Here is a 25,984-nt window from a genome sequence, read left to right as displayed (position 1 = left end):
GTGCTATTGCGCCAGCGTCACCGACCCGGCGCCCTCGCCGATGCCGTACTGCCCCGGCCGGCCCCCGCCGATCAGGCTGCTCAGCGCCATCACGGTGGTGATCCGGCCCGCTTCGATGTCGACGTCGTCGACGGTGCTGATCGCTGCGGCCACTGCGGGATCGGTGCGGGCCATCGCCACCGCCGAGGTGCCCGAGGCCGACCCGTCCCGGCCGGCCAGGACCGTGGCGGCGCCGTGCGGGGCCAGGGCGGCGGCGAACCGGGCCACGCTCTGCCCACGGGTGCCGGCGTCGTCGGGCAGCGCGCCTCCGGTGATCACCACCGCAGCGTTGGCGGCCGGGATGTGCTCCTGCGGGTAGGTGACGAAGCCGGTGTCGCGCAGGGCGGCCAGCACCGTCTCCCGCGCGGCGTCGTCGGCGGGCGCGATGGTGGGGTTGCGGTTGATCAACAGCGCGATCCCGAGCAGATCGCCGGCCTGGGCGTCCTGGTCGGTCAGGTTGGTGCTCAGTTGAGCGCCCGCCGGCACGATCCCGGACTCCAGCACGGCGCGCAGCTTCTCCTCGGCGTCGCCGGCGACGAACTGGTCGGTCAGCGTGACGGTGGCCGTGACCGTTCCCCCGGCCTGTCCGATGATCCGCGCGACGGCCTCGACGTCGCCGTCGGCGGCGTCCGGCGCCCGGAAGATCACCGTCGATTTGCCGGTCAGTGCGTCGCGCACGATCCGGGGCGCCATCTGAGTATCGAAATCGTTGGCGTCGCGCAGCCGGTCAGCCAGGTCGTCGTGCTGTTGCTGCAGCGCACCGATCTGGTCCCGCAAGTCCTGCTTGTCCGCCTGCAGCCCGGCCATCAAGGGACCCGACAGCAGTCCAGAACCCAGCACGACGCCGAACACCAGTGCCAGCAGCACTGCCGTCAGCGACATCGCGTGGTAGCGAGGGGTGATCATCGCGGTGCCGCCTCCGATTTGCTAGGTCACCCAGTGCCGCAGCCACTGCGACAGCTGGTGCCAGTAGTTGCCGAGCCATTCGAGCACCACGGCGTCGGTCTGCGAGACCCACAGCGCGACGATGATCGCCATCAGCATGCTCAGCACCAGCAGCGAGATGGCGCCGGCCGAGATCCGGCTGTGGTACAGAGTGGCCACCGCGCGGGCGTCCACCAGCTTCTCGCCGACCTTGAGTCGGGTCATGAACATCGACGGGTTGGTCAACTGGCGGCTTCGGTCGAAGAACGTCTCGATGTTGGCCGTGTGCCCGGCCGTCACCAGCAGCACCGCGCCGTGGTGGTCGGCCAGCAGCAGCGCCAGGTCCATCGCGGACCCGGCGGCGGGGAAGGTCATGGCGCCGACCCCGAGGTCCTGGATGCGCTCCAGACCGGGCGCGTGACCGTCGGCGTCGGCGGGCAGCACCACCTGTGAGCCGCAGCGCAGCACTTCGGCGCTCATCTGGTCGGGGTCGCCGACGATCAGCTGCGGGCGGTACCCGGCCTTGCGCAGCACGTCGGCGCCGGTGCCTACGCCCACCAGCACCGGCTGGTACTCCTTGATGAACGGCTTGAGGCACTTGAGGTCGTCGGCGGCGCTGTCTTCGTCCCCGACCAGCACCACGTGGCGGCGCCGCAGGTCCACGTCGATCTCGGGGATCCCGATGCCGTCGATCAGCAGCGGGCTCTCGCTGCGAATGAATTCGATGGTGTTTCCGGCGAAGGACTCCAGGTGGGCCACCAGGCCGGTCTTGGCCTCGATCATCATGTCGGCGATCTCGACGTCGCTGCGCTCGACGCCGCGGGCCAGCCGACGGTCGCCGGAGTACACGGCGCCGTTGTAGAGGCGCACCTTGGCGCCGTCCCGGATCTTCTTGAACACCGTGGGCCCGGCTTCGTCGATCAGCGTGACGCCGTTGGCGACCAGCACTTCGGGACCCAGGTTGGGGTAGCGCCCGGAGATCGACGCCGAGGCATTGACCACCCCGGCGATCTGGGCTTCCACCAGGGCGTCGGCGGTGATCCGGTCCAGGTCGAGGATGTCGAGGACCACGATGTCGCCGGGGCCCACTCTGCGCAGCAGCCGGTCGATGTCGTGATCGACCCGTGCGGTGCCGACAAGACCGGGCCGGGCGGTGTTACGAGACAGCAGCGCAGGCATCTTCATGGGCGCGATTCTGGCCCCGAACGCGGCGCAATCCCAGGAGGCGCGCCGTAACACTAGCCTCAGAAGTTACATCACGTCACATCAGTCACAGCAGTGGGATGGGTGCAATACGGCCCGAAATCACCAACTCAGCAAGAGCTGAACCGTTGCCGCGCTAGGCGTCCGAGCCTGCGCCCCGATCCTGTTGAGCGGCGTCCAGCAGCTCTCGGGCGTGGGCCCGCGCGGTGTCGGTCTCGCCCAGCCCGGCCAGCATCCGGGCCAGCTCGCCGACCCGGTCGTCGGCCTCCAGCCGCCGCACCCCGCTGGCGCCGTCGCGCCCGCTGGGCTCCACCATCAGGTGCACATCGGCGTAGGCCGCCACCTGCGGCAGGTGCGTCACCACGATCACCTGGTGGGTGCGGGCCAAGCGCGCCAACCGCCGGCCGATCTGCACCGCGGCACGGCCCCCCACCCCGGCATCCACCTCGTCGAACACCATGGTGGTGCCCGCGGACTGCCGCGCCGCCGCCGACAACGACGAGGTGGCCAGCACCACCTCCAACGCCAGCATCACCCGGGACAGCTCCCCGCCCGAGGCGCTCTTGGCCAGTGGCAGCACCATCATGCCGCGGTGCGGGGCCAGGCCGAACTCGACCTCGTCGATACCGTCGGCGCCGGCGTGCACGGTCTGGCCCGATGGCAACCGCAACGCGGCCGGGTCTTCGGCGGCGGCCGGGCTGGTGCGCACCGCGACGCTGAACTCCGCATCGGCCATCGCCAGCCCCGACAACTCGGCGCTGACCGCCTTGGCGAGGCCGCCGGCCGCCTTGGCCCGCGCGGCGCTGAGATCGGTGGCCGCCTTGACCACCCGTTCGCCGAGTTCGTCGACACGGCGGGCCAATTCGGCGAGTGCTTCTTCGGACACGTCGAGCTGGGTCAGGCGCTCCCGGGACTGCGCCGCCCACGCCAGCACGCCGTCGATATCGGCGGCGTACTTGCGGGTCAGATTGCGCAGCTCCGCCTGCCGGGCCAGCTTGGCGTCCAGCGCTTCGGTGCCCGTTGGCAGATCCTGCAGGTAGCCGCCGAGTTCGCGGGCCACGTCACCGACCACCGTGAGCGCCTCGGCCAGCTGATCGCCGAGGGCCTGCAGGTCGGTGTCGTCGGTGGCGGCCAGCGCCGTCCGCGCCTGCCCCAGCCGGTCGGTGGCCGAATTCGGTGCGTCCGCCTCGTCGAGCGCATCGTCGGCACCGCCCGCCAGGGCCGCCCGCGCACCGGCGGCGGCGGCGCGCAGGGCGTCGAGTTCGGACAGTCGCCGGATTTCAGCGGTCAGTGCGTCGTCTTCCCCGGCCCGCGGGTCCACGGCATCGATCTCGCGCAGCGCGAAGCTCAGCCGGTCGGCTTCCTGCGCCAGCTCCCGAGCCCGGTCGCGGCGGTCGACGAGCTCAGCGCGTGCCGACTGCCAGGCCGCCCGCGCGGTCCGGTAGCGCTGCAGCCGGGCACCGACCGCGGCGTAGCGATCCAGCGCCGCACGTTGCTCCTCGGGGCGCATCAACCGCAGCTGGTCGTTCTGGCCGTGCAGGGCCAGCAGGCTGCCGGTGAAGCCCGTCAGGGATTTGGCGGGGACCCCCCGCCCGCCCAGGTAGGCCCGCGACGGGCCGTCGCGGCTGACCGAACGGGCCGCGATCACCGTGCCGTCCTCGTCGCGCTCCGCCCCGGCCGCCTCCAGCAGGCCGTCGATCTGCTCGGCGGCTTCCGGCGCCAGGTCCGCGGTGCAGAACCTGCCCTCCACCACTGCACGGGCGGCCCCGGACCGTACCCGGTTGGCGTCGGCGCGCGCACCGCCGAGCAGGTGCAGTCCCGTGACGACCATGGTTTTGCCGGTGCCGGTCTCGCCGGTCAGCACGGTCAGGCCGCGATCGAATTCAGCGGTGGCCGCGCTGATGGCCCCCAGGGACTCGATCCGGATCTCAGTCAGCACCCCTCGCCAACCCCTACTGTCCGCGCCAACCGGTGACGGGCAGCCGGAACTTACGCACCAGGCGGTCGGTGAACGGCGAGCGGCCCAGCCGCGCCCATTTGACCGGTGTCACGCCGCGCTGCACCTCCAGGCGCCCACCGGCCGGCACCAGCATCTTGCGGCGGCCGTCGCAGAACACCAGCGCGTTGTGGCCGTCGCTTTCGACTTCGATCGCGATGGTGGACTCGGGACTGGTCACCATGGGCCGGGCGAACAGCGCGTGGGCGTTGTTGGGCACCACCAGGATGGCGTCCAGGTCGGGCCAGAGCACCGGCCCGCCGGCGGAGAACGCATAGGCGGTGGAGCCGGTGGGGGTCGACACCAGCACCCCGTCGCAGCCGAACGTCGACACCGGCCGCCCGTCGACCTCGACGACGACGCCCAGCACGCCCAACCGCGGGCCCTTTTCCAGGCTGGCCTCGTTGAGCGCCCAGCCGCTGTCGAGGATCTCCCCGTCGGCGCGCACCACCACGTCGAGCGTCATGCGGTCCTCGACCCGGTAGTCGCGGGCGACGATGTGGTCCAGGACCCGGTCGATGGTGTCGGCCTCGGCCTCGGCCAGGAAGCCGATCCGGCCCAGATTGACGCCCAGTACCGGGATATCGGCGCTGCGGGCGAGTTCGGCGGCGCGCAGGAAGGTGCCGTCGCCGCCGAGCACCAACACCAGCTCGCAGCCCTCGGCGGCGCCGGTGTCGGGGTCCACCAGGTCGATCTGGACACCGAATTCGCGGCCGTCGTCGGAGCCGGTGTGCAGCGCGCCCTTGTCGACGGCTTCAGCGGTCAGCACGCGCAGGGCGATGCCGTGTTCGTCGAGCACCTTCTCGACGCGGCGGGCGGTGTCGGTGGCCTCTTCGCGCCCACTGTGCACCACCAGCAGCACGGTCCGTTGACGATCGGTCATTGCGGGCCCCTCGCGACGGCGTCGTGCACGGCCGCCTGCAACGCCTCACCGGTGAGCTGCGCAGTGGCCGCACGCAGATGCAGAAAGTATTCGACGTTGCCCGATGGCCCGGGCAACGGGCTGGCGGTGACGGCCACGGTGCCCCACCCCAGTTCGCCGGCGCGCCGTGCCACCGACAGGACCGCGTCGGCCCGCAGGGCCGGGTCCGAGACCACCCCACCGGAACCCACCAGTTGTCGTCCGACTTCGAACTGCGGCTTCACCATCGGAACGATATCGGCGTCCGGTGACGCGCAGCCAACCAGCGCCGGCAACACGGTCGCCAGCGAGATGAACGACAGGTCGGCCACGATCAGCTCGGCATGCCCGCCGATGATCTCGGGGGTCAGGCCCCGGACGTTGGTCCGTTCGATCACCACCACCCGCTCATCGGTGCGCAGCGACCAGGCCAGCTGTCCGTAGCCGACGTCCACGGCGACCACCCGCGCCGCGCCCCGGTCCAGCAGCACCTCGGTGAAGCCGCCCGTGGACGCGCCGGCATCCAAACAGTTGCGCCCGGCGACCGCGATGCCGAAATGGTCCAGCGCACCGATCAACTTGTGCGCCCCGCGCGATACCCAGGTGCGTTCGCCGTCGATCACCGCAAGCGCAGCGGTCACCGGCACGGCGGTGGCGGGCTTGACCGCCCGGATACCGTCGATGGTGACCAGGCCGGCATCGATCAGTTCGGCGGCCTGCTGGCGAGACCGCGCCAATCCGCGCCGGACCAGTTCGGCGTCGACGCGCGCACGCCGCGACATTTCCAGCCTCAGCCCTTCTCTACCGACTCCAGTGCCCGCACCAGAACCTGGTGGGCTTCCTCGAGCCGCTGGGCCAGGGCGTTGAGATCGCTGTGCGCCGGCAGTTCGGCCAGCTCGGCTTCGCCGGGCAACTCGGCCAGCATCGCGGCGACACGGGACCGCACGTCCTCAATCTCGTTGTTCATGGGTGTCACTCACGCTAGTCCATGGCCGGTGCGGCCACGTCGTTCCACGTGCCGAGCAGGGACCATTTCTGCAGGGCCGCAGCCGCGGTGTCGTCTCCGGCCGTGACGCTGAACGGCCGCCGGGCCAGCCCGGCGTCGGCCACCGCGGCGGCCAGCGCGCGGACCACCGACAGTCCGTCGGCGTCGTCGTCCTCGGGCTGGGCGGCGCTGACGGTGAGCGTGGCGCCGTCCACCGTGACGTCCCAGCAGGGCTGCGGGCCGATGGCCAGCCGGCCGGCGCCGATATTCAGTGCCCGCAGGTCGTGGCCGAGGTAGGTGGGCCGTTGCTCGGCGACCGCGGCCACCGCGTCGCGCGCGGAGTTGACGCCGGTGAGCACCATCAGGCTGGGCAGCGCGGCGGCGTTGGCCGCGGCGATGTCGGTGTCGAGCCGGTCGCCGACCACCAGCGGGGCGTAGAAGTCGCCGCGGGCCAGCGCGGCCGTCAGCAGCGCCGGTCCCGGCTTTCCGGCCACCTGCGGCTCGGCGTCGGTGGCGGCCCGCAGCGCCGCCACCATCGAGCCGTTGCCGGGCAGCAGGCCGCGTTCAGAGGGCAGCGTCTTGTCCACGTTGGTCGTCATCCACAGCGCACCGGCGCGAATCGCCAGGGCCGCCTCGGCCAGCTCGGCCCAGCCTGTCTCGGTGGACAGCCCCTGGATCACAGCGGCCGGTTCGTCGACGGCCAGACGCACCGGCTCCAATCCGACGGCGGCGATCTCCGCGGCCAGCGACGGCGCGCCCAGGACCAGCACCCGCGCTCCGGGTGGCAGCTGGCCGGCCAGCAGACCGGCCGCGATCTGACCGCTGGTGGCCACGTCCTCGGCGGCGGCGGCAAAGCCCAGCCGGTTCAGGTGGGCCGCAACCTCGTCGGCACCGCGGGACGAATTGTTGGTGATGTACAGCGCCCGGCTGGTCAGGCCGGCCACGGTGTCGACGGCGCCCGGCGTCGGCTCGCCGCCGCGGAACACCGTGCCGTCCAGGTCGAGCAGCAGGCAGTCGTATTCCTCGGCCAGGGTCGCACCGCCGCCGAGTTCGGCGATTCGGTCCTCGACGTCGGTGACGCCCTCGGTGTCGGCGGCCGCGGCCCGCAGGTACCACTCCAGCGCCTCGGCCTCGCGCCCGAGCGCCACCAGCGTCTCGGCGTGCGCGTAGTGCAGCCGGGCCACCGTGGAGCCGGTCCGGTCGGGATCGGTGGGAGCCGCCGACAACACGGTCAGGGCCTGCTCCAGCTGTCCCAGGTCAGCACGTGCGCCGGCGGCGACGATCCGCAGCTCGTCGGCGTCGTCGCCCTCGAGTTCCTCGGCCTCCGGGCCGGTGGCCAGCTCGATGGCCCGCTGCGGACGGCCCAGGCCGCGTTCGCAGTCGGCGATCAGCGGCAACAGCGCGGATTTGCTGCCCATCCGCCGCGCGGCGCGTAGTTCGCCCAGGGCCTGCGACCAGTCGCCGCACTGGTAGGCGGCGATACCGACGGCTTCGCGCACGGCGGTGATCCGCGTGGAGCGCGACCGGGCCGCTTTGGCGTGCCGCAGCGCGGCCTCGGGATCGTCGTCGAGGAGCATTCCGGCTGCCACCAGATGGCAGGCCACCGCATCAGCGGTCGACCGGTTGAGCGTGCTCAGCTCGCGGCGCACTTCCGGCGCGAGCTGCTTGGGCTCCACGCCTTCGGGCAGCGGCGGGTCGTCGTAGCGGTGCGCGGCCTCGTCGCCGGCCGGCCGGGGCGGCCGCGGCGTGTGGTCGCTGTCCCGACGGGGGCGGCCGGCGTCACTGTCCCGACGGGGGCGGCCGGCGTCGCGGTCCCGCGGCGGGCGTGGGCTGCCGTCGTGGTCGCGGCGCGGGCGGCGGTCACGGTCTGGTGCTCCTGCTCCCCCGGCGCTGCGGGGGGTGCGGCGCTGATCGCCGGTGCCGCGGAAGGAGCCGCCGCCGGACTGTGCGGGCCGGCTACCTCGCCCGGCATCTCCGGCGCCTCTGCCGCCCCGCGGCCCGTTGCCGCCATTGCCGTGTTCGGCCACCTCGTGCCCTCCGGTCGTATCAGTGCTACCGAAAAGGATACGGCGGCCATCGCCGACCTCTTGACACGGTCGCATTCGCGCGATCGATTCGCGCACCACTGAGAAGTTATGGACAAATGCCTGTGCCCCCCAATTTCTTGGGGGGCACAGGGCTTTATGTTGTGTTCGGCGGTGTCCTACTTTTCCACCCGTGTGGGCAGTATCATCGGCGCTGACAGGCTTAGCTTCCGGGTTCGGGATGGGACCGGGCGTTTCCCTGTCGCTATGTCCGCCGTAACTCTATTTTTTTGTTGGGTGGTGCGGGATTGCGTTCACCGTGCCACCGGGTGTGTTTGGTGGTGGGGTGTGGGTTTGCACATGTTTGTGGTGTGGTTGCGGGCAACACGTTGTTTCTTTGTGTTGGTAAGTTTTCGGCCGGTTAGTGCCAGTTCCCTGCACACCTTGCGGTGCTTCCAGGTCTGGTCTATCGATCCCGTAGTCTGCGGGGGCCTTATCCCTCTAAAGGGTGAGAATCCTGGTCTTGGAGTAGGTTTCCCGCTTAGATGCTTTCAGCGGTTATCCTGTCCGAACGTAGCTATCCAGCCGTGCTCCTGGTGGAACAACTGGTATACCAGAGGTTCGTCCGTCCCGGTCCTCTCGTACTAGGGACAGGTCTCCTCAAGATTCTGACGCGCGCGGCGGATAGAGACCGAACTGTCTCACGACGTTCTAAACCCAGCTCGCGTGCCGCTTTAATGGGCGAACAGCCCAACCCTTGGGACCTGCTCCAGCCCCAGGATGCGACGAGCCGACATCGAGGTGCCAAACCATCCCGTCGATATGGACTCTTGGGGAAGATCAGCCTGTTATCCCCGGGGTACCTTTTATCCGTTGAGCGACACCCTTCCACTCGGGGGTGCCGGATCACTAGTCCCGACTTTCGTCCCTGTTTGACGTGTCAGTCTTACAGTCAAGCTCCCTTGTGCACTTACACTCAACACCTGATTGCCGTCCAGGTTGAGGGAACCTTTGGGCGCCTCCGTTACATTTTAGGAGGCAACCGCCCCAGTTAAACTACCCACCAGGCACTGTCCCTGAACCAGTTTCATGGTTCGAAGTTAGAGGTCCAATACGATCAGAGTGGTATTTCAACAACGACTCCACCCACACTGGCGTGCGGGTTTCACAGTCTCCCACCTATCCTACACAAACCGCATCGAACATCAATACCAAGCTATAGTGAAGGTCCCGGGGTCTTTTCGTCCTGCCGCGCGTAACGAGCATCTTTACTCGTAATGCAATTTCGCCGAGTCTATGGTTGAGACAGTTGAGAAGTCGTTACGCCATTCGTGCAGGTCGGAACTTACCCGACAAGGAATTTCGCTACCTTAGGATGGTTATAGTTACCACCGCCGTTTACTGGGGCTTAAATTCTCAGCTTCACCCCGAAGGGTTAACCGGTCCTCTTAACCTTCCAGCACCGGGCAGGCGTCAGTCCGTATACATCGTCTTGCGACTTCGCACGGACCTGTGTTTTTTAGTAAACAGTCGCTTCTCACTGGTTTCTGCGACCCCCTCCCGCTGCCGGCCGCAAGGGCCATGACGGTATGAGGGTCCCCCTTCTCCCGAAGTTACGGGGGGTATTTTGCCGAGTTCCTTAACCATAGTTCACTCGTACGCCTTGGTATTCTCTACCTGACCACCTGTGTTGGTTTGGGGTACGGGCCGTGTGTGTGCTCGCTAGAGGCTTTTCTTGGCAGCATAGGATCACCGAATTCGCCGCAAACGGCTATGCATCACCTCTCGGAATATATGTCAGACGGATTTGCCTATCTGACTTCCTACGGGCTTGCCCCAGTATTACCACTGACTGGTACGGCTACCTTCCTGCGTCACCCCATCGCTTGACTACTACCCACCCGGGTCCCACGCAGCCGGTGATCGTCGCTCCCCGAAGGGATTGATCGACCACCCTTTGGGTGGTTAGCAGAATGGATTCATCAGGGACGCCCACGCACGGGTACGGGAATATCAACCCGTTGTCCATCGACTACGCCTGTCGGCCTCGCCTTAGGTCCCGACTCACCCTGGGAGGACTGGCCTGGCCCAGGAACCCTTGGTCTTTCGGCGGGCAAGGTTCTCACTTGCCTCATCGCTACTCATGCCTGCATTCTCACTCCCACACCCTCCACCACTAGATCACTCTGTGGCTTCACCGGATGCAGGACGCTCCCCTACCCAATCCTTACGGATTGCCGCGGCTTCGGCGGTGTGCTTGAGCCCCGCTACATTATCGGCGCACAATCACTTGACCAGTGAGCTATTACGCACTCTTTCAAGGGTGGCTGCTTCTAAGCCAACCTCCTGGTTGTCTAAGCGACTGCACATCCTTTTCCACTTAGCACACGCTTTGGGGCCTTAGCCGGCGATCTGGGCTGTTTCCTCTCGACGCACGGAGCTTATCCCCCGCCGTCTCACTGCCACGCTTATACTCACCGGCATTCGGAGTTTGGCTGACGTCAGTAACCTAGTAGGGCCCATCGGCCATCCAGTAGCTCTACCTCCGGTGAGAAACACGCAACGCTGCACCTAAATGCATTTCGGGGAGAACCAGCTATCACGGAGTTTGATTGGCCTTTCACCCCTACCCACAACTCATCCCCTCAGTCTTCAACCTAAGTGGGTTCGGGCCTCCACGCGGTCTTACCCGCGCTTCACCCTGGCCATGGGTAGATCACTCCGCTTCGGGTCCACAACACGCCACTACACACACCCCAACGGATGTGATACGCCCTATTCAGACTCGCTTTCGCTGCGGCTACCCCACACGGGTTAACCTCGCGACGTGCCGGTGACTCGCAGGCTCATTCTTCAAAAGGCACGCCATCACCCCACCACAAGGGAGGGCTCTGACGGATTGTAGGCACATGGTTTCAGGTACTATTTCACTCCCTCCCGGGTACTTTTCACCATTCCCTCACGGTACTAATCCGCTATCGGTCATCGAGTAGTATTCAGGCTTACCGGGTGGTCCCGGCAGATTCACAGCAGATTCCACGGGCCCGCTGCTACTCGGGAAACATCACAAGGCAGGTGTCGGGTTTTCACGTACCGGGCTCTCACCGTCTACGGCAGACCATCCCAGGCCACTTCCGCTAACCACAACACTTTGTCACTGCCCTCCGGTCAGGTAGAACCAGACATGACACTCCCACAACCCCGCACACACAACCCCTACCCGGTATCACATGCATACGGTTTAGCCATCCTCCGCTTTCGCTCGCCACTACTCACGGAATCACATTTTGTTTTCTCTTCCTACGGGTACTGAGATGTTTCACTTCCCCGCGTTACCTCCACACTGGCTATATATTCACCAGTGAGTGACACGACATCACTCGTGCCGGGTTTCCCCATTCGGACATCCTCGGATCCACGCTCGGTTGGCAGCTCCCGAGGCATATCGCAGCCTCCCACGTCCTTCATCGGCTCTCGATGCCAAGGCATCCACCATGCGCCCTTAAACACTTACAAACACAAAAACCAAGAAACAAAAATTGCAAAAACAAACAAGACCAAAAGTCTTGCTTGCTAGATGCTCGCAACCACTATCCACAAAACAAACACCACACCCCACCACCAAGATGGAGCGACAACACACCCACCCCACACGGAGGCGAAAAACGGGCCTGTTGTCTCAGGACCCAACAGTGTGCCCAGCCCCGAAAACGGGGCCGGCCACCAGAAACAAGCGTTCCTGGCGGTCGGTGATCAAAGCTGCTGCTGTTGTCAAAATAATCTGCACCACCGGCCACCCACTACAGGCGCCGGCGAAAAATATCCCAACCGCACTCATCCCACAGGTGTGGGGACGGGGGAACATGGTGCTCCTTAGAAAGGAGGTGATCCAGCCGCACCTTCCGGTACGGCTACCTTGTTACGACTTCGTCCCAATCGCCGATCCCACCTTCGACGGCTCCCTCCACAAGGGTTAGGCCACCGGCTTCGGGTGTTACCGACTTTCATGACGTGACGGGCGGTGTGTACAAGGCCCGGGAACGTATTCACCGCAGCGTTGCTGATCTGCGATTACTAGCGACTCCGACTTCATGGGGTCGAGTTGCAGACCCCAATCCGAACTGAGACCGGCTTTAAAGGATTCGCTAACCCTCACGGGATCGCAGCCCTTTGTACCGGCCATTGTAGCATGTGTGAAGCCCTGGACATAAGGGGCATGATGACTTGACGTCATCCCCACCTTCCTCCGAGTTGACCCCGGCAGTCTCTCACGAGTCCCCACCATTACGTGCTGGCAACATGAGACAAGGGTTGCGCTCGTTGCGGGACTTAACCCAACATCTCACGACACGAGCTGACGACAGCCATGCACCACCTGCACACAGGCCACAAGGGAACCGATATCTCTACCGGCGTCCTGTGCATGTCAAACCCAGGTAAGGTTCTTCGCGTTGCATCGAATTAATCCACATGCTCCGCCGCTTGTGCGGGCCCCCGTCAATTCCTTTGAGTTTTAGCCTTGCGGCCGTACTCCCCAGGCGGGGTACTTAATGCGTTAGCTACGGCACGGATCCCTAAAGGAAGGAAACCCACACCTAGTACCCACCGTTTACGGCGTGGACTACCAGGGTATCTAATCCTGTTCGCTCCCCACGCTTTCGCTCCTCAGCGTCAGTTACTGCCCAGAGACCCGCCTTCGCCACCGGTGTTCCTCCTGATATCTGCGCATTCCACCGCTACACCAGGAATTCCAGTCTCCCCTACAGTACTCTAGTCTGCCCGTATCGCCCGCACGCCCACAGTTAAGCTGTGAGTTTTCACGGACAACGCGACAAACCACCTACGAGCTCTTTACGCCCAGTAATTCCGGACAACGCTCGCACCCTACGTATTACCGCGGCTGCTGGCACGTAGTTGGCCGGTGCTTCTTCTGTACCTACCGTCACCCCGCAGAAAACCACGGAGCTTCGCCGATACTGAAAGAGGTTTACAACCCGAAGGCCGTCATCCCCCACGCGGCGTCGCTGCATCAGGCTTGCGCCCATTGTGCAATATTCCCCACTGCTGCCTCCCGTAGGAGTCTGGGCCGTATCTCAGTCCCAGTGTGGCCGGACACCCTCTCAGGCCGGCTACCCGTCGTCGCCTTGGTAGGCCATTACCCCACCAACAAGCTGATAGGCCGCGGGCCCATCCCACACCGCAAAAGCTTTCCACCACACACCATGAAGCGCGCGGTCCTATCCGGTATTAGACCCAGTTTCCCAGGCTTATCCCAGAGTGCAGGGCAGATCACCCACGTGTTACTCACCCGTTCGCCACTCGAGTACCCCCGAAGGGGCCTTTCCGTTCGACTTGCATGTGTTAAGCACGCCGCCAGCGTTCGTCCTGAGCCAGGATCAAACTCTCCAAACAAAAACCATTTGGAAACAATCCCAAAACATCAGTCAAAAACTGACATCAAAAAACGCCACACCCCCAACACGGGGCGCCGAAGGCATGGCAAAAAACAACAACAAACAAAAACCACCAAACACACTATTGAGTTCTCAAACAACACGCCCATCTGAACGCGCAGTCATCCCGCGGCTAAAAGCCGCTAAATGGCAGTGCGGGCAGATGAAAACCCCCGGAATCGCACTTTGAATCTTGCTTGACTCCGCGGGCTTGTCGCTCCCCCCGGCTTGGCCGGGTCTCTGCGACGTGGATAAAGTTACGCGAGGTGAAACAGGGAGTCAAATCCGCTGGTCAGAGGCTTTTTTCGCTCGTTTCAAGATCAACTCCGGTGGTCGCTGCAGGGCCAGCCGGCCCCTGATCTAGGCCTTCTCCACCCCGGCCACGTTGCGCTTGCCGCGGCGCAACACCAGCCAGCGCCCATGCAGGAAATTCTCGGCCTCAGGCGTCCATTCCTCGCTGTCGACGCGCACATTGTTCACCGACACACCGCCCTCGGCGATGGTGCGCCGCGCGGCCCCGCGACTGGGCGACAATCCGGTGGCGACCAGCAGGTCCACAATGCCGTCGGCGCCGCCGGGTTCCAGGCGGGCCACCTGCGTCTCCTGCAGGGCGGCCGTCAGGGTGGCCTCGTCGAGCCGGGACAGCTCTCCCCTGCCGAACAGCGCCTGGCTGGCCAGCTCGACCGCCTCGGTGGCCGCCTGCCCGTGCACCAGCGTGGTGAACTCGCGCGCCAGGGTGCGTTGGGCGGCCCGCTCGTGCGGGCGGGCCGCGGTCGCCTCCTCGAGTTCGGCCAGGTCCTCGGCCGCCAAGAAGGTGAACCAGCGCAGATACCGGATCACGTCGGCGTCGGCGGTGTTGAAGAAGTACTGGTACCAGGCATAGGGACTGGTCATCTCCGGATCCAGCCACAGGCTGCCGCCGCCGGTGGACTTGCCGAACTTGGTGCCGTCCGCGGCGGTGACCAGGGGCACGGTCAGTGCGTGCACGGTCGCGCCCAGTTTCTGGCGCACCAGCCGGACGCCGGCGATGATGTTGCCCCACTGATCGGAGCCACCGATCTGCAGCGCGCAGCCGTAGCGCTGGTGCAGCTGCACGTAGTCGTTGGCCTGCAACAACATGTAGCTGAACTCGGTGTAGGAGATGCCCTCCTCGAGGCGGCGCCGGATGGTGTCGCGGTCGAGCATCACGTTGACCGAGAAGTGCTTGCCGACATCGCGCAGGAACTCCACCGCTGACAACGGCGCAGTCCAGTCCAGGTTGTTCACCACCACCGCGCCGGTCGGCCCGGTGTCGAAGTCGACGAAGCGCTCCAGCTGTCCGCGGATCCGCTCGGACCACTGCGCCACGGTGTCCGCGGTGTTGAGGGTGCGCTCGCCGCTGTCGCGGGGGTCGCCGATCAGCCCGGTGGCGCCGCCGGCCAGCACGATGGGCCGGTGCCCGGCCCGCTGGAAGCGGCGCAGCGCCAGCAGTGGCACCAGATTCCCGGCGTGCAGGCTCGGGGCAGTCGGGTCGAAGCCCGCGTAGACCGTGATCGGCCCGCGGGTCACCTCGGCGGTCAGTGCGTCCAGGTCGGTCGACTGGGCGATCAGCCCGCGCCAGCTCAGCTCGTCGAGAATCGTCATCGGCATGGATTGATTTTCCCGGATCAGTCCGAGGCGCCCGGCGCCGGTGCCCGCGGGCTGCGTCGGTAGGCCGAGACTTCGGGCGTTCCGGCTGCCCACAGCCGCCAGGGCCGGTCGGCGGCGCGGCTGACGCCCACCCGCGGTCCGGCCTGCGCGGCCAGCGGCGCGCCAAGCCGCAGCCGCACCGGACTGCGCGGGTCGAACAAGTCGATTCCGTTGTCCGCCATGGTGATTCCCAACGCCGAACACAGGTTGCCGGGCCCGCGGGCCAGCGCCTCCCGCGGTAACACCTCGCCGCGCCGGCCGCGAGCCACCGGCTCACCCGCGGCGACCACCGCCGCCCGCAGCAGCACCGCGGCGGCCGTTCCGTCCGGGCCGCAGACCACGTTGGCGCACACGTGCATGCCGTAGCTGCGGTAGGTGTACAGGCGCCCGGGCGGACCGAACATCACCGCGTTGCGCGCCGTGGGCCCCCCGTAGGAATGCGCCGCCGGGTCCGGCCAGGGGCCGTGCGGCACGCCGCCGTAGGCCTCCACCTCGACGATCGTCGCGTCCACGCCGCGGCAGCTGATGGTGGCGCCGAGCAGGCGCTGGGCGGCCGTGAGCGGATCCACGGCCAGCCGCACAGCGTTCACGCGGGGAATTCTGCCTGGTCCCGGCCCTTGACAGGGCGCCGGGCCGGGCCGATTATTCATCACATGATGATTTCATCGCGTGGTGAATTCTCGGGGGACGCTCCGGCCATCTCCGTCGATCACCTGCGCGTGATCCGCGGCAAGCGCCCCGTGCTGCAGGACCTCTCGGTCCAGATCGCACCGGGCACCATCACCGGTCTGCTCGGGCCGTCCGGCTGCGGGAAGACCACCCTGATCCGCTGCATCGTCGGCACCCAGCGCATCACCGGCGGCCGGGTGGACGTGCTGGGCAGCCCGGCCGGCTCGCGGGAGCTGCGCCGCCGGGTCGGCTACATGCCGCAGGATGCCACCATCTACGACGACCTGCGGGTGCTCGACAACGTGCGGTACTTCGCGGCCCTGGCCGGAGCGGACTCCCGCGAGGCGGACGAGGCGATCGCCGCCGTGGATCTGCAGGAACACCGCAGCGACTACTGCGCCAACCTGTCCGGCGGGCAGCGCGCCCGGGTCTCGCTGGCCTGCGCGCTGGTCGGCCGGCCGGACGTGCTGGTGCTCGACGAACCGACCATCGGCCTGGACCCGGTGCTGCGCGCCGAACTCTGGCAGCAGTTCGGCGCGCTGGCCCGGCGCGGCACGACGCTGCTGGTGTCCAGCCATGTGATGGACGAGGCCGACCACTGCGGCGATCTGCTGCTGATGCGCGAAGGCAGGCTGCTGGCGCGCACCACACCGCTACGACTGCGAGAGGAGACCGGATGTACGTCGATGGAGGAGGCGTTCCTGTGCGTCATCCGGCGCACCACCGCGCTCCGGGCAGGCTGAGCGCGCTGCTGGCACCGCGGCCCTTCGTGGCCACCACGCTGCGAATCCTGCGACAGCTCGCCGGCGACCACCGCAGCGTCGCGATGATCCTGCTGGTCCCCAGCCTGGTCATCGCCCTGATGTATTTCATGCTCACCGACGCCGTCCATCCGCCGGGCACGCCGTCGCCGTTCAACGCCGCCTGCCTGATCCTGCTGGGCCTGTTTCCGCTGTTCCTGATGTTTGTCATCACCGCGATCACCATGCAGCGCGAACGTGCGTCGGGAACCCTGGAGCGCATCTTGACCACCCCGCTGCGCCGGGGTGACCTCCTTGCCGCCTACGGGACGGCGTTCTCGGTCGCGGCGGCCGCCCAGGCCACCCTGGCGTGCGTCGTCGCGTTCTGGCTGCTGGATTTCCACACCGCGGGCAGCCCGGCCTGGGTGTTCGGCATCGCCATCATCAACGCGGTGCTCGGAGTCGGCCTGGGCCTGCTGTGCAGCGCGTTCGCACGCACCGAGTTTCAGGCCGTCCAGTTCATCCCGCTGGTGATGGTGCCGCAACTGCTGCTGGCCGGAATCATCGTGCCGCGGGCGGCGATGCCGGACTGGCTGCACTGGGTGAGCAACGCGCTGCCGGCCAGCTACGCCCTCGACGCGCTTCAGCAGGTGGCGGCACACCCGGATCTGACCGGAACCGCGGTGCGCGACATCGCCATCGTGCTGGCGTTCGCCGTCGCCGCACTGGGCCTGGCCGCGGTCACCCTGCGGCGGCAGACACCGTGACGCCCGCCGCATCGCCCGGGCGCCGGCCGGGGCGCCCGTCGGGCGCCTCGGACACCCGCGAGAGGATCTTGACCGCCGCCCGGGAGCTGTTCGCCGCCAACGGCTTCGCCAACACCGCGATCCGGGCGGTGGCGGCCCGGGCCGGCGTGGATGCGGCGCTGGTACACCACTACTTCGGCACCAAGCAGCAGCTGTTCGCCGCCGCAGTCGAACTGCCGGTCGATCCGATGATGGTGCTGGGGCCGCTGCGGCAGACCCCGGTGGAAGACCTCGGGCACGCACTGCCGGAACTGCTTCTGCCGCTGTGGGATTCGCAGACCGGAACCGGGCTGATCGCCGCGCTGCGCTCGCTGCTCACCGGGGCGGAGGTACCGCTGGCGCGGTCGTTCTTCCGCGACATCGTGGTGGCCGAACTCGCCCCGCGCGTCGACGAACCGGCCGGGACCGGCGTACTGCGCGCCGAGTTCGCCGCCAGCCAGCTGATGGGGGTCGTGGTTGCCCGCTACATCGTCGGGCTGGAGCCCATCGCCTCGCTTCCGGCGCGCGAGATCGTGGCGATGATCGGCCCGACCCTGCAGCGTTATCTCACTGGGGAGCTGCCGGACCCGCTTGGGCGATGAGCGCGGCGTGCTCCTCGTCGCCGATGGGTTCGGACTCGTCGATCAACAACACCGGGATGTCGTCGTCGATCCGGTAAGCCCGGCGCAGCCGTGGGTTATAAAGCGCCTGTTCGACGGAGCCACCGGAGCGCTGCACCAACAGCAGGGGGCCGCGGTCGGCCGGGCACACCAGGATGTCGAGCAGATCTTGCGGGATCACGGGCGGCCGCCGGCCAGTTCGGCGCGCACCGCGGCGGTCAGGCGTTTGAACTGCCGGCTGGTGGCGTCGTAATACCAGGCGTTGCGTCCGGCCTTGGGCAGCCCGGCCTCCCGCAGGCCGCCGACCACCGGACGGTAGACGGTGCTCAGCGCAAGGTTGGGCACCACGTGGATCAGGTCGGGCCCGTTACCGGCGGGAATGGCCGCCATCGCCTCGGTGAGGTCGGCGGCGGTGATCGTGGCGCCCGCCTGCACCGTGACCGCCGACACCACCAGGTCGCGGCCCTCGGTGGGCACCCGGTAGGTCACCCCCAGGTCGACGCCGGTGACCGCACTGAGCGCATCGGTGATGACGACCGGGAACGCGATCCCCCGGTCGGTGGCGATGCGCGACGAACGCCCGCCCACCAGCCAGTAGTCGCCGTCGGCGTCGCGCCGGAACAGAAACTCCGTGGAGATCCAGGTGTCGGCCGGGGCGAACACGCCGCGCTTGACCGACGCCGCCGGGTCGATCGGCCCACGCGGTTTGGCCAGCAGCACCCCGACTTCGTCGGTCTCGGCGACACGCACGAAGCCCCGGTCGTCTTCCAGGATCAGGTCGAGCTCGGAGTCATAGGCGGCCAGCTCCACCTCCACCGCGCCGGGCAGCGGGCGGCCCTTGCTGCCGACCTTGGCGCCGGAGACGTTGGCCAGCACGGCCTGACCGTCCTTGGTGGCGAAGAACTCCACCACGTTGGCCGGCGCGAACACCTCGGTGACCCGGTTCCACAGGCCGATGGGCATACCGGAGCCGATGAACAGGCGCACCGGGTGGTTGCCCTGCAGGACAAAGTTCGGGTCGTCGATGACCTCGCGCAGCATCGCCCAGGTGTAGGACACCACGCTGACCCCGTACCGGCGCACCTCGGCGACGAACCGGTCCGGATTGAGCCCCCGCGACAGCGCGATGCGCGCCCCGCCGACCACCGCGCCGCCGAGGCTGACCAACAGCCCGGACTCGTGATGCAGCGGCGTCAGGCAGTACACCGTGTCGTTCGGCCCCAGCGCCGCCGCCGAGGCGGTGCCGAGAGCCGAGAGCGCCCACCGGAAGTTGGTGATCTGCTTGGCCACCAGCTCGCCGCCGGCATTGCCGAAGGCCACGAACGCCAGGTCGCGGGCGAAGCCCGGGTTGGGGCGGTACCAACCGGGGAGTTCCACCGCGTCGGGGTCGATCTGCTCCATGTCGACGACGTTGAGGTCAGTCGGCAGGTCGAGGTCGCGGGCTTCACCGCCGCCGAGCACCAGCACCTGGCAGCCCAGTTCGCGGGCGGCGTCGCCGGCCAGGTCCAGGGTGTCGGGGTCGACGATGATGTCGGAGAAGCCGGCCAGCCGGGCCGCGGGCAGCAGATCCCCGTCGGTCGGCATGAGCACGGCCACCGCGCCCAGCCGGGACAGTGCTGCGATCGCCACCAGGGCGCTGGGCCGGGTGGCCATCAGCACGCCCACATCGTCGCCCTGGCGCACCCCGACCTCGATCAGGCCGCGGACCACGTTGTCGATGCGCTTGTTGACCGCCTCGTAGGTGTGCACCCGCCCGTCGAAGAGCAGGAATTCGCCGTCGGGTGAGTCGGCGGCCTGTTCATCGATGATGCGGCCCAGCGAGATTCGGGTGTGGTCGTTGATCTGCCCCAGCCGGGCCAGCCGCGGCAGGGTCCGGGCGGTCTCCACCGCTATGGTGCGCACCGACTTCTGCGCCGCCACCAGGGCGTCGGCGGCGCCGCGGGCCAGCGTCAGGGCCACCTCGGAGGCCTCGCCCAGGCCGTGCGCGATCCGCGAGGTCATCGCGACGCCGCCGCTCTTGGCTCCCTCGGCGGGCTGCTCGGACATCAGCGCCACCCCGGCCGGCTGCGGACCCTGCCCGGACTGCCACAACACCCAGCGCGCCACCGTCGGCCAGGTCTGCTCGGCGGCCTTGGAGCCCACCACCAAACCGAAATGCCCCGCCCGCAGCAGGTATTCGAAGACCTTGGCATCCGGTGCGGCGCGGCGGATGCCGCGCACGGCCGCCGGCTGCCCGATGTCGTCGACCTCGCCGACGAACGCCAGCACCGGACAGGTGATGTCGGTCAGCGTGACCAGTTGCCCGTTGATGGCGAAACCACCGGTCATCATCCGGTTGTGGGCGATGAACTGCTTGAGCAGCTCGGAGATCGCCGGACCCGACCAGGCGATCCAGCCCTCGGACTCCAGGAAGCGCCGCTGGGCCTCCCGCGGCAGCAGCGCCTCCCGGTCGTGCAGTTGGCGCATGAAGTCGATGCGGGCCTTGGCGGTCTTGAGCGGGTCCATCATCTGGAAGCCCACCCGGGCCTGCCAGCCCGAGATGTCCAGCCGGTTGAAGACGTGGTCGGCCATGAAGCCGGCCACGTTGGCGGCGATGTTAGGCGGGACGCCCATCGGCAGGGCGGCCAGGGTGTCCACCGGCGAACCGAACGCGATGATGCTGGCGATGCTCTTCGAATGCCGGTACGCACCGGTCTGATAGGCGAACATGCCGCCCTGGGAGTAGCCCGCCAGGTGCACGTCGCGCCCGGTCGTCTCGGCGACGGTGTCGATGGCCTGACTGAGCCCGACGATGTGGTCGGCCAGGTTGCGGCGCATGCCGCCTTCGATCTGATCCGGCGAGCCGAAGTCGATCACCCAGGGGTCGAGGCCGGCGTCGTGCAGGATCCCGACCGCGCCCTCCTCCTGGGTGACGTCCCACATGTTCGCCGACATCATCATCGGGTGCACCAGCAGCACCGGCGGTCCGGGCTGCGGCTGTCCCGGCCGGCTGTCCGGGGGGAAGTACCGCCGCAGCTTGTACATCGGGGTGCTCTCGACGATCTGGAACGGCGAGGGGACGGTGCCGGTCTCCAGACCGCCCCAGCGCAGCACCTCCAGGCCGTTCTGCGCGGTGGCCATCAGCCATTCGACCGGCCGGCTGACGGCCGAGAAGTTCAGATCCACCGCTGCTCCCCTACACTTCGCGCCCGATCAAATGACGTGCACATTCTGGCACATCAGTCCCGCCGGTCCGGCTGGTTCACCATTCGGCAACGGGCAGGCAGTACCGTTCCTGCGGTGGCACACCTGCTCGGAGCTGAGGCCCTTCACCTGCGCTACCCCACCGGTGTGGTGTTGGACTCAGTGACCCTGGGGGTCAACGACGGCGCCCGGATCGGGATCGTCGGCCGCAACGGGGATGGCAAGTCGTCGCTGCTGCGGCTGCTGGCCGGGGCGGTGACCCCGGACTCGGGCCGAGTCACCCGGCGCAGCGGCCTGCGCGTCGGGCTGCTGGACCAGGCCGACACCCTCGACCCCGCCCGCACGCTGGGAGCGTCGCTGGTCGGTGAGCAGGCCGACCACGAATGGGCGTCCAACCCGCGGATCCGGGACGTGGTCGACGGGCTGGTGGCCGACATCGCGTGGGACGCAACCATCTCGGAGCTGTCCGGCGGGCAGCGCCGGCGAGCCCAGCTGGCGGCGCTGCTGATCGACGAGTGGGATGTGATCTGCCTCGACGAGCCGACCAACCATCTCGATGTGGAGGGCATCACCTGGCTGGCGCGGCACCTGCAGCAGCGCTGGGCCCGCAACAGCGGCGGCCTGCTGGTGGTCACCCACGACCGGTGGTTCCTCGACGAGGTGGCCACCACCACCTGGGAGGTGCACGACCGCATCGTGGAGCCGTTCCAGGGCGGCTACGCGGCCTACGTGCTGCAGCGGGTGGAGCGCGACCGGATGGCCGCGGCGAGCGAGGCCAGGCGCCAGAATGTGTTACGCAAGGAGCTGGCCTGGTTGCGCCGCGGGGCCCCGGCCCGCACCTCCAAGCCGAAGTTCCGCATCGAAGCCGCCAACGCGCTGATCGCCGACGTCCCGCCGCTGCGCAACGACGTCGAGCTGATGAAACTGGCGACCGCACGGCTGGGCAAGGACGTGATCGACCTGCTGGACGTGACTGTGTCTTTTGGGGCGTCCGTGGACGCCCAGCCGGTGCTGCGTGACATCGAGTGGCGGATCGGCCCCGGTGAGCGCACCGGGATCGTCGGGGCCAACGGCGCCGGGAAGTCCACCCTGCTGGGTCTGATCGCCGGGACGGTGGTGCCCGACAGCGGCCGGGTCAAGCGCGGTAAGACCGTGCGCCTGGGCATGTTGGACCAGCAGTCGGCGGAGCTGGCGTCACTCGCCGGGGATCGGGTGGCCGACGTGCTGGGCCGGCTGCGCAACGATTACCAGGTCGACGGCAAAGAGATGAGTCCGGCGCAGCTGCTGGAGCGTCTCGGGTTCGGCAGCGCACAGCTCTCGGCCCGGGTCGGTGAGCTCTCCGGCGGCCAGCACCGGCGGCTGCAGCTGATGCTCACCCTGCTCGCCGAGCCCAATGTGCTGGTGCTCGACGAGCCCACCAACGACGTCGACACCGACATGCTGACCGCCACCGAGGACCTGCTGGATTCCTGGCCGGGCACCCTGATCGTGGTCTCCCACGACCGGTATCTGCTGGAGCGGGTCACCGACCAGCAGTACGCGATCCTGGATGGGCGGCTGCGGCACCTGCCGGGCGGTGTGGACGAGTATCTGCAGCTGGCCGCCGAGATGCGCCGGGCACCGGCCGCGCGCCCCGCCGCGCCCGCCGCCGCCGGCGGCCCGCTGTCGGGGGCCCAGCTGCGTACCGCGCAGAAGGACCTGGCCGCCGTCGACCGCCGGCTGGCGAAACTGGCCGAGCAGATCGACGCCAAGCATCACCAGCTGGCCGACCACGACCAGTCCGACCACGTGGGCCTGGCCGAACTCACCCGCGAACTGCGGACGCTGGAAGCCGAGGTCACCGAGCAGGAAAGCCGCTGGCTGGAACTCTCGGACCTGGTCGAATGACCGCCGCGGTGCTCAGCGCTGCTCGAAATGCTGGTAGTCCACCGGCGAGCGCCAATTTCCGCCCCAGGTCCAGCCCGCGTCGGTGAAGGCGCGGACCGCGGCGTCACCGGCATGCAGCAGTCCCGGTGCGCTACTGGCGCGATCCAGATAGGTCGCGGCGGTGTGCGGCTCGAACCCGTCGCGATCGACCGACGGGTTCAGCAGCGGGTTGACGTCGATGGCGCGGCCATAGGCGTGCAGCGCCCAGTTGCCGGAGCCCGGGATGCGCCGGCAGTTGAACGCCGAGGTGTTGTTGTCCTCCATCGACAGTTCGTCGTCGCCGCCCCGGTAGGCCACCGCCGGCCGCATCTTCTCGATCGGGAAGTCCAGCCGGTAGAGCCGCTCGAACACCGCGATCACGGCCCCGACCAGCTCCTGGTGCACGATCAGCTCGCCGCGGTGCGGCTGGGCGTCGAACCCGAGGTGGGTCAGCGTGACGCGCCGCAGTTGCTCCGGGCCGACCGGGCAGCCCGGTCGCCAGGTGGCGCCGAGGTCGGCGGCCGTGACGGCCTCGATGACGGGCTCGATGCCGGCTTGTCCGCCCGGCGGCGGTGCGGTGGCCGGCGCGGTGCCCGGCGACGGCGCGGCGCCGCACTGCGCCAGCACCAGGCAGGCCGCGCCCGCGGTCGCGGCGCGCCTCAGGGTGCACAAGGTCCGGCTGCCGTTGATCCGCTCACGCTAGCCCAACGCGACGCACCGGATGACGCACCGGGATCGGTGTCGGCGGGGGCGGGTTCATTACGCTGATGAGCGGCGCGCTCGGATCGACCAGGGAATGGATGGGAAATGTCGCTGCAGGCCCCGGTGGACCCCGATGCCGTCCGTTCGTTGTCCAACGCGATGCGGGAGGGATCGCAGGCGGCCCACGACGCTGCCGAGGCCTCACCGTTTGTGTCAGAGCTGATGGGCGGCAGGGTCAACGAACAGGGCTACGTCGACTATTTGTCGCGGTTACGGATGGTCTATGCCGCGTTGGAGGCCGCGGTGCGCGCGAATCGCGAGGACGCACTCGTCGCGTCGGTGTATGACCCCGCGCTGGAACGGCTTTCGGCGATCGAGGCCGACCTGCAGTTCTGGACCGGTGGAGCCGTTCCGGAGGTCGATTCGCCCGCCGTCCAGGCCTACTGCGACCGGATCGGCGCCGCTTCGAACAGCGCGTTGCTGGCCCACCACTACACGCGCTATCTCGGGGATCTATCCGGCGGCCAGGCAGTCGGGCGCGTGCTGGACCGCACGTTCTCCCTCGGCGGCGCCGGCCTGGCGTTCTATGAGTTCCCGGTGCGGGCGAAACCGTACAAGGACGCCTACCGTGCCCGCCTCGACAATCTCGGTCTGACACCCGACGAGATCGACGGGGTGGTCGATGAGGTCAGGTTCGCGTTCGGGCTGAACCAGGATCTGTTCGACGAGCTGGCCGGGAACCTGGCGGCGTATCGGCGCTGAGACGTCAGCCGTTGAGCCAGCGACGCTGGTCGGCGGCACGCTCCCGCAGGCCCGCCAACTGCTCGGCCACCCGTACCGGCGCGGTCCCGCCGCGGGCATCGCGGGAGGCCACCGAGCCCTCGACGGTCAGCACCTCGCGCACCTGCGGAGTGAGGTCGGCGCTGATGGCAGCCAGCTCCGCATCGGTCAGTTCGTCCAGGCCGACGCCGCGCTGCTCCGCCGCCTGCACCGCGGCGCCCGCCGCCTCATGTGCGACGCGGAACGGGACGCCTTGGCGCACCAGCCATTCGGCGATGTCGGTGGCCAACGTGTAGCCGGCCGGAGCCAGTGCGGCCATCCGCTCGGTGTCGAACCGCAAGGTGCCCACCAGGCCGGCCATCGCGGGCAGCAGCAGCTCCAGCTGCGCCACCGAGTCGAACACCGGCTCCTTGTCCTCCTGCAGGTCCCGGTTGTAGGCCAGCGGCTGGGCCTTGAGGGTGGCCAGCAGACCGGTGAGGTTGCCGATCAGCCGGCCGGACTTGCCGCGGGCCAGTTCGGCGATGTCGGGGTTCTTCTTCTGCGGCATGATCGAGCTGCCGGTCGACCAGGAGTCGTGCAGCACGGCGTAGCCGAATTCGGTGGAGCTCCACAAGATGATGTCTTCGGCCAGCCGGGACAGGTCGACGGCGATCATCGCGAACACGAAGGCGGCCTCCGCGGCGAAATCGCGCGCGGCGGTGGCGTCGATCGAGTTGTCCGCGGCCGCGGTGAAGCCGAGTTCGGCGGCGATGGCGTCCGGGTTCAGGCCCAGCGACGAGCCGGCCAGCGCACCCGAGCCGTACGGGGACACCGCTGCGCGGGCGTCGAAGTCGGCGATGCGGTCCACGTCGCGCAGCAGCGGGTGGGCGTGGGCCAGCAGGTGGTGCGCCAGTAGCACCGGCTGCGCGGACTGCAGGTGCGTCTTGCCCGGCATGATCGCGGCGGGGTGGGCGGCGGCCTGCTGCGCCAGCGCCTCGACCACGTCGAGTACCCCGGCGGCCACCTGGCGCACCGCGTCGCGCAGCCACAGCCGAAACAGGGTGGCCACCTGGTCGTTGCGGGACCGCCCGGCGCGCAACCTGCCGCCCAGCTCCGGACCCACCCGGTCGATCAGACCGCGTTCCAGCGCGCCGTGCACGTCCTCGTCGGTGACCAGGGGCCCGAAGCTGCCGTCGGCGACGTCCTCGCCGAGGCTGTCCAGGCCGACCAGCAGCCCGTCACGCTGCTCGGCGGTGAGCAGACCGGCGTCGTAGAGCACCTTCGCATGCGCCTTGGACGCGGCGATGTCGTAGGGAGCCAGCACCCAGTCGAAGTGCGTCGATTTGCTCAGTGCGGTCAGCGCGGCCGACGGCCCCTGCGCGAACCGGCCGCCCCACAATGATCCCTCGTTGGTGCTCATATGGTCAT

At 68.1% G+C, this 25,984-nt stretch carries 18 protein-coding genes, 3 rRNA genes and 1 pseudogene; 5 read left to right on the top strand and 17 right to left on the bottom strand.

Translation table 11 applies throughout. From position 1 onward, the window contains the following. Positions 1 to 3: 3 nt before the first annotated feature. From G6N14_RS06535 to G6N14_RS06485, 13 genes and pseudogenes are all read right to left on the bottom strand, one after another. Positions 4 to 945, bottom strand: a complete 942-nt coding sequence (locus tag G6N14_RS06535) for a copper transporter (RefSeq protein WP_085136864.1) — start codon at positions 943 to 945, stop codon at positions 4 to 6. A gap of 21 nt (positions 946 to 966) precedes the next feature. Continuing rightward, on the bottom strand, positions 967 to 2,148 hold the full coding sequence (steA, locus tag G6N14_RS06530; RefSeq protein WP_046320129.1) for a putative cytokinetic ring protein SteA: 1,182 nt from the start codon (positions 2,146 to 2,148) through the stop codon (positions 967 to 969). 154 nt (positions 2,149 to 2,302) lie between these two features. Then, positions 2,303 to 4,105, bottom strand: a complete 1,803-nt coding sequence (recN, locus tag G6N14_RS06525) for a DNA repair protein RecN (RefSeq protein ID WP_085136863.1) — start codon at positions 4,103 to 4,105, stop codon at positions 2,303 to 2,305. Positions 4,106 to 4,118: 13 nt separating this feature from the next. Next, positions 4,119 to 5,045 (bottom strand): NAD kinase, encoded by a 927-nt coding sequence (locus tag G6N14_RS06520; RefSeq protein WP_085136862.1) that lies wholly within the window; start codon positions 5,043 to 5,045, stop codon positions 4,119 to 4,121. Next, positions 5,042 to 5,845 carry a TlyA family RNA methyltransferase gene (locus tag G6N14_RS06515; protein ID WP_085136861.1) on the bottom strand — a complete coding sequence of 268 codons (804 nt, stop codon included), beginning with the start codon at positions 5,843 to 5,845 and terminating at the stop codon, positions 5,042 to 5,044. Before G6N14_RS06515 ends, G6N14_RS06520 begins: the two co-directional genes overlap by 4 nt. A gap of 8 nt (positions 5,846 to 5,853) precedes the next feature. Next, the gene (locus G6N14_RS20520; protein WP_165756899.1) at positions 5,854 to 6,030 is read right to left on the bottom strand and encodes a hypothetical protein; all 177 of its coding nucleotides are present in this window, start codon (positions 6,028 to 6,030) and stop codon (positions 5,854 to 5,856) included. 14 nt (positions 6,031 to 6,044) lie between these two features. Beyond that, entirely contained in the window at positions 6,045 to 7,055 is a 1,011-nt protein-coding gene (locus G6N14_RS06510) for an HAD hydrolase-like protein (protein ID WP_337333755.1), read from the bottom strand. A 36-nt stretch (positions 7,056 to 7,091) separates the two neighbouring features. Next, a pseudogene (locus G6N14_RS20640) lies at positions 7,092 to 7,790 on the bottom strand (tetratricopeptide repeat protein); the annotation flags it as partial. A 448-nt stretch (positions 7,791 to 8,238) separates the two neighbouring features. Then, positions 8,239 to 8,351: ribosomal RNA gene (rrf, locus tag G6N14_RS06505) — 5S ribosomal RNA — on the bottom strand. Between the two features lie 122 nt (positions 8,352 to 8,473). Beyond that, positions 8,474 to 11,588 (bottom strand): 23S ribosomal RNA (locus tag G6N14_RS06500). Positions 11,589 to 11,949: 361 nt separating this feature from the next. Next, positions 11,950 to 13,484 (bottom strand): 16S ribosomal RNA (locus G6N14_RS06495). The 16S, 23S and 5S rRNA genes sit together here, the layout of an rRNA operon. 401 nt (positions 13,485 to 13,885) lie before the next feature. Beyond that, positions 13,886 to 15,154 (bottom strand): tyrosine--tRNA ligase, encoded by a 1,269-nt coding sequence (gene tyrS / locus G6N14_RS06490; RefSeq protein ID WP_085133723.1) that lies wholly within the window; start codon positions 15,152 to 15,154, stop codon positions 13,886 to 13,888. Between the two features lie 17 nt (positions 15,155 to 15,171). Beyond that, positions 15,172 to 15,783: a DNA-3-methyladenine glycosylase gene (locus tag G6N14_RS06485; RefSeq protein WP_109559632.1), complete on the bottom strand. Its 612-nt coding sequence runs from the start codon at positions 15,781 to 15,783 to the stop codon at positions 15,172 to 15,174. A 63-nt stretch (positions 15,784 to 15,846) separates the two neighbouring features. Between G6N14_RS06485 and G6N14_RS06480 the strand changes: the two genes are divergently transcribed. Genes G6N14_RS06480 through G6N14_RS06470 form a run of 3 tightly spaced genes read left to right on the top strand, consistent with a single transcriptional unit; the run spans position 15,847 to position 17,989 of the window. Then, complete coding sequence (locus G6N14_RS06480; RefSeq protein WP_085133722.1) at positions 15,847 to 16,605, top strand: ABC transporter ATP-binding protein; 759 nt, start codon at positions 15,847 to 15,849, stop codon at positions 16,603 to 16,605. Continuing rightward, positions 16,539 to 17,369 carry an ABC transporter permease gene (locus G6N14_RS06475; protein WP_085133721.1) on the top strand — a complete coding sequence of 277 codons (831 nt, stop codon included), beginning with the start codon at positions 16,539 to 16,541 and terminating at the stop codon, positions 17,367 to 17,369. The genes G6N14_RS06480 and G6N14_RS06475 overlap by 67 nt, the downstream gene beginning before the upstream one ends. Continuing rightward, positions 17,366 to 17,989 carry a TetR/AcrR family transcriptional regulator gene (locus tag G6N14_RS06470; protein ID WP_085133720.1) on the top strand — a complete coding sequence of 208 codons (624 nt, stop codon included), beginning with the start codon at positions 17,366 to 17,368 and terminating at the stop codon, positions 17,987 to 17,989. The genes G6N14_RS06475 and G6N14_RS06470 overlap by 4 nt, the downstream gene beginning before the upstream one ends. Here the strand turns inward: G6N14_RS06470 and G6N14_RS06465 are convergent. Together G6N14_RS06465 and G6N14_RS06460 are read right to left on the bottom strand one after the other, a co-directional pair. Then, the gene (locus tag G6N14_RS06465) at positions 17,955 to 18,188 is read right to left on the bottom strand and encodes a Trm112 family protein (RefSeq protein WP_085133719.1); all 234 of its coding nucleotides are present in this window, start codon (positions 18,186 to 18,188) and stop codon (positions 17,955 to 17,957) included. The two genes, G6N14_RS06470 and G6N14_RS06465, sit on opposite strands and share 35 nt — an antisense overlap. Then, positions 18,185 to 21,172, bottom strand: coding sequence for an acyl-CoA synthetase (locus G6N14_RS06460; RefSeq protein WP_085133718.1), 2,988 nt, complete (start codon positions 21,170 to 21,172; stop codon positions 18,185 to 18,187). Before G6N14_RS06460 ends, G6N14_RS06465 begins: the two co-directional genes overlap by 4 nt. Positions 21,173 to 21,286: 114 nt before the next feature. Between G6N14_RS06460 and G6N14_RS06455 the strand changes: the two genes are divergently transcribed. Continuing rightward, positions 21,287 to 23,077: an ABC-F family ATP-binding cassette domain-containing protein gene (locus G6N14_RS06455; protein WP_085133733.1), complete on the top strand. Its 1,791-nt coding sequence runs from the start codon at positions 21,287 to 21,289 to the stop codon at positions 23,075 to 23,077. 12 nt (positions 23,078 to 23,089) lie between these two features. On the opposite strand, the gene G6N14_RS06450 is transcribed toward G6N14_RS06455, so the two are convergent. Further along, positions 23,090 to 23,758 carry a M15 family metallopeptidase gene (locus G6N14_RS06450; protein ID WP_085133732.1) on the bottom strand — a complete coding sequence of 223 codons (669 nt, stop codon included), beginning with the start codon at positions 23,756 to 23,758 and terminating at the stop codon, positions 23,090 to 23,092. A 144-nt stretch (positions 23,759 to 23,902) separates the two neighbouring features. On the opposite strand from G6N14_RS06450, the gene G6N14_RS06445 reads away from it, so the two are divergent. Then, positions 23,903 to 24,559, top strand: a complete 657-nt coding sequence (locus G6N14_RS06445; RefSeq protein WP_085133717.1) for a biliverdin-producing heme oxygenase — start codon at positions 23,903 to 23,905, stop codon at positions 24,557 to 24,559. A 4-nt stretch (positions 24,560 to 24,563) separates the two neighbouring features. Here G6N14_RS06445 and argH read toward each other — a convergent pair whose 3' ends face one another. Further along, complete coding sequence (argH, locus tag G6N14_RS06440) at positions 24,564 to 25,976, bottom strand: argininosuccinate lyase (RefSeq protein ID WP_085133731.1); 1,413 nt, start codon at positions 25,974 to 25,976, stop codon at positions 24,564 to 24,566. Between the last annotated feature and the right edge of the window lie 8 nt (positions 25,977 to 25,984).

This window comes from Mycolicibacter hiberniae (assembly GCF_010729485.1).
Classification (GTDB): Bacteria; Actinomycetota; Actinomycetes; order Mycobacteriales; family Mycobacteriaceae; genus Mycobacterium; species Mycobacterium hiberniae.
Note: the sequence above shows the minus strand (reverse complement) of the source record. Positions and strands in the feature narration are given on the sequence as shown.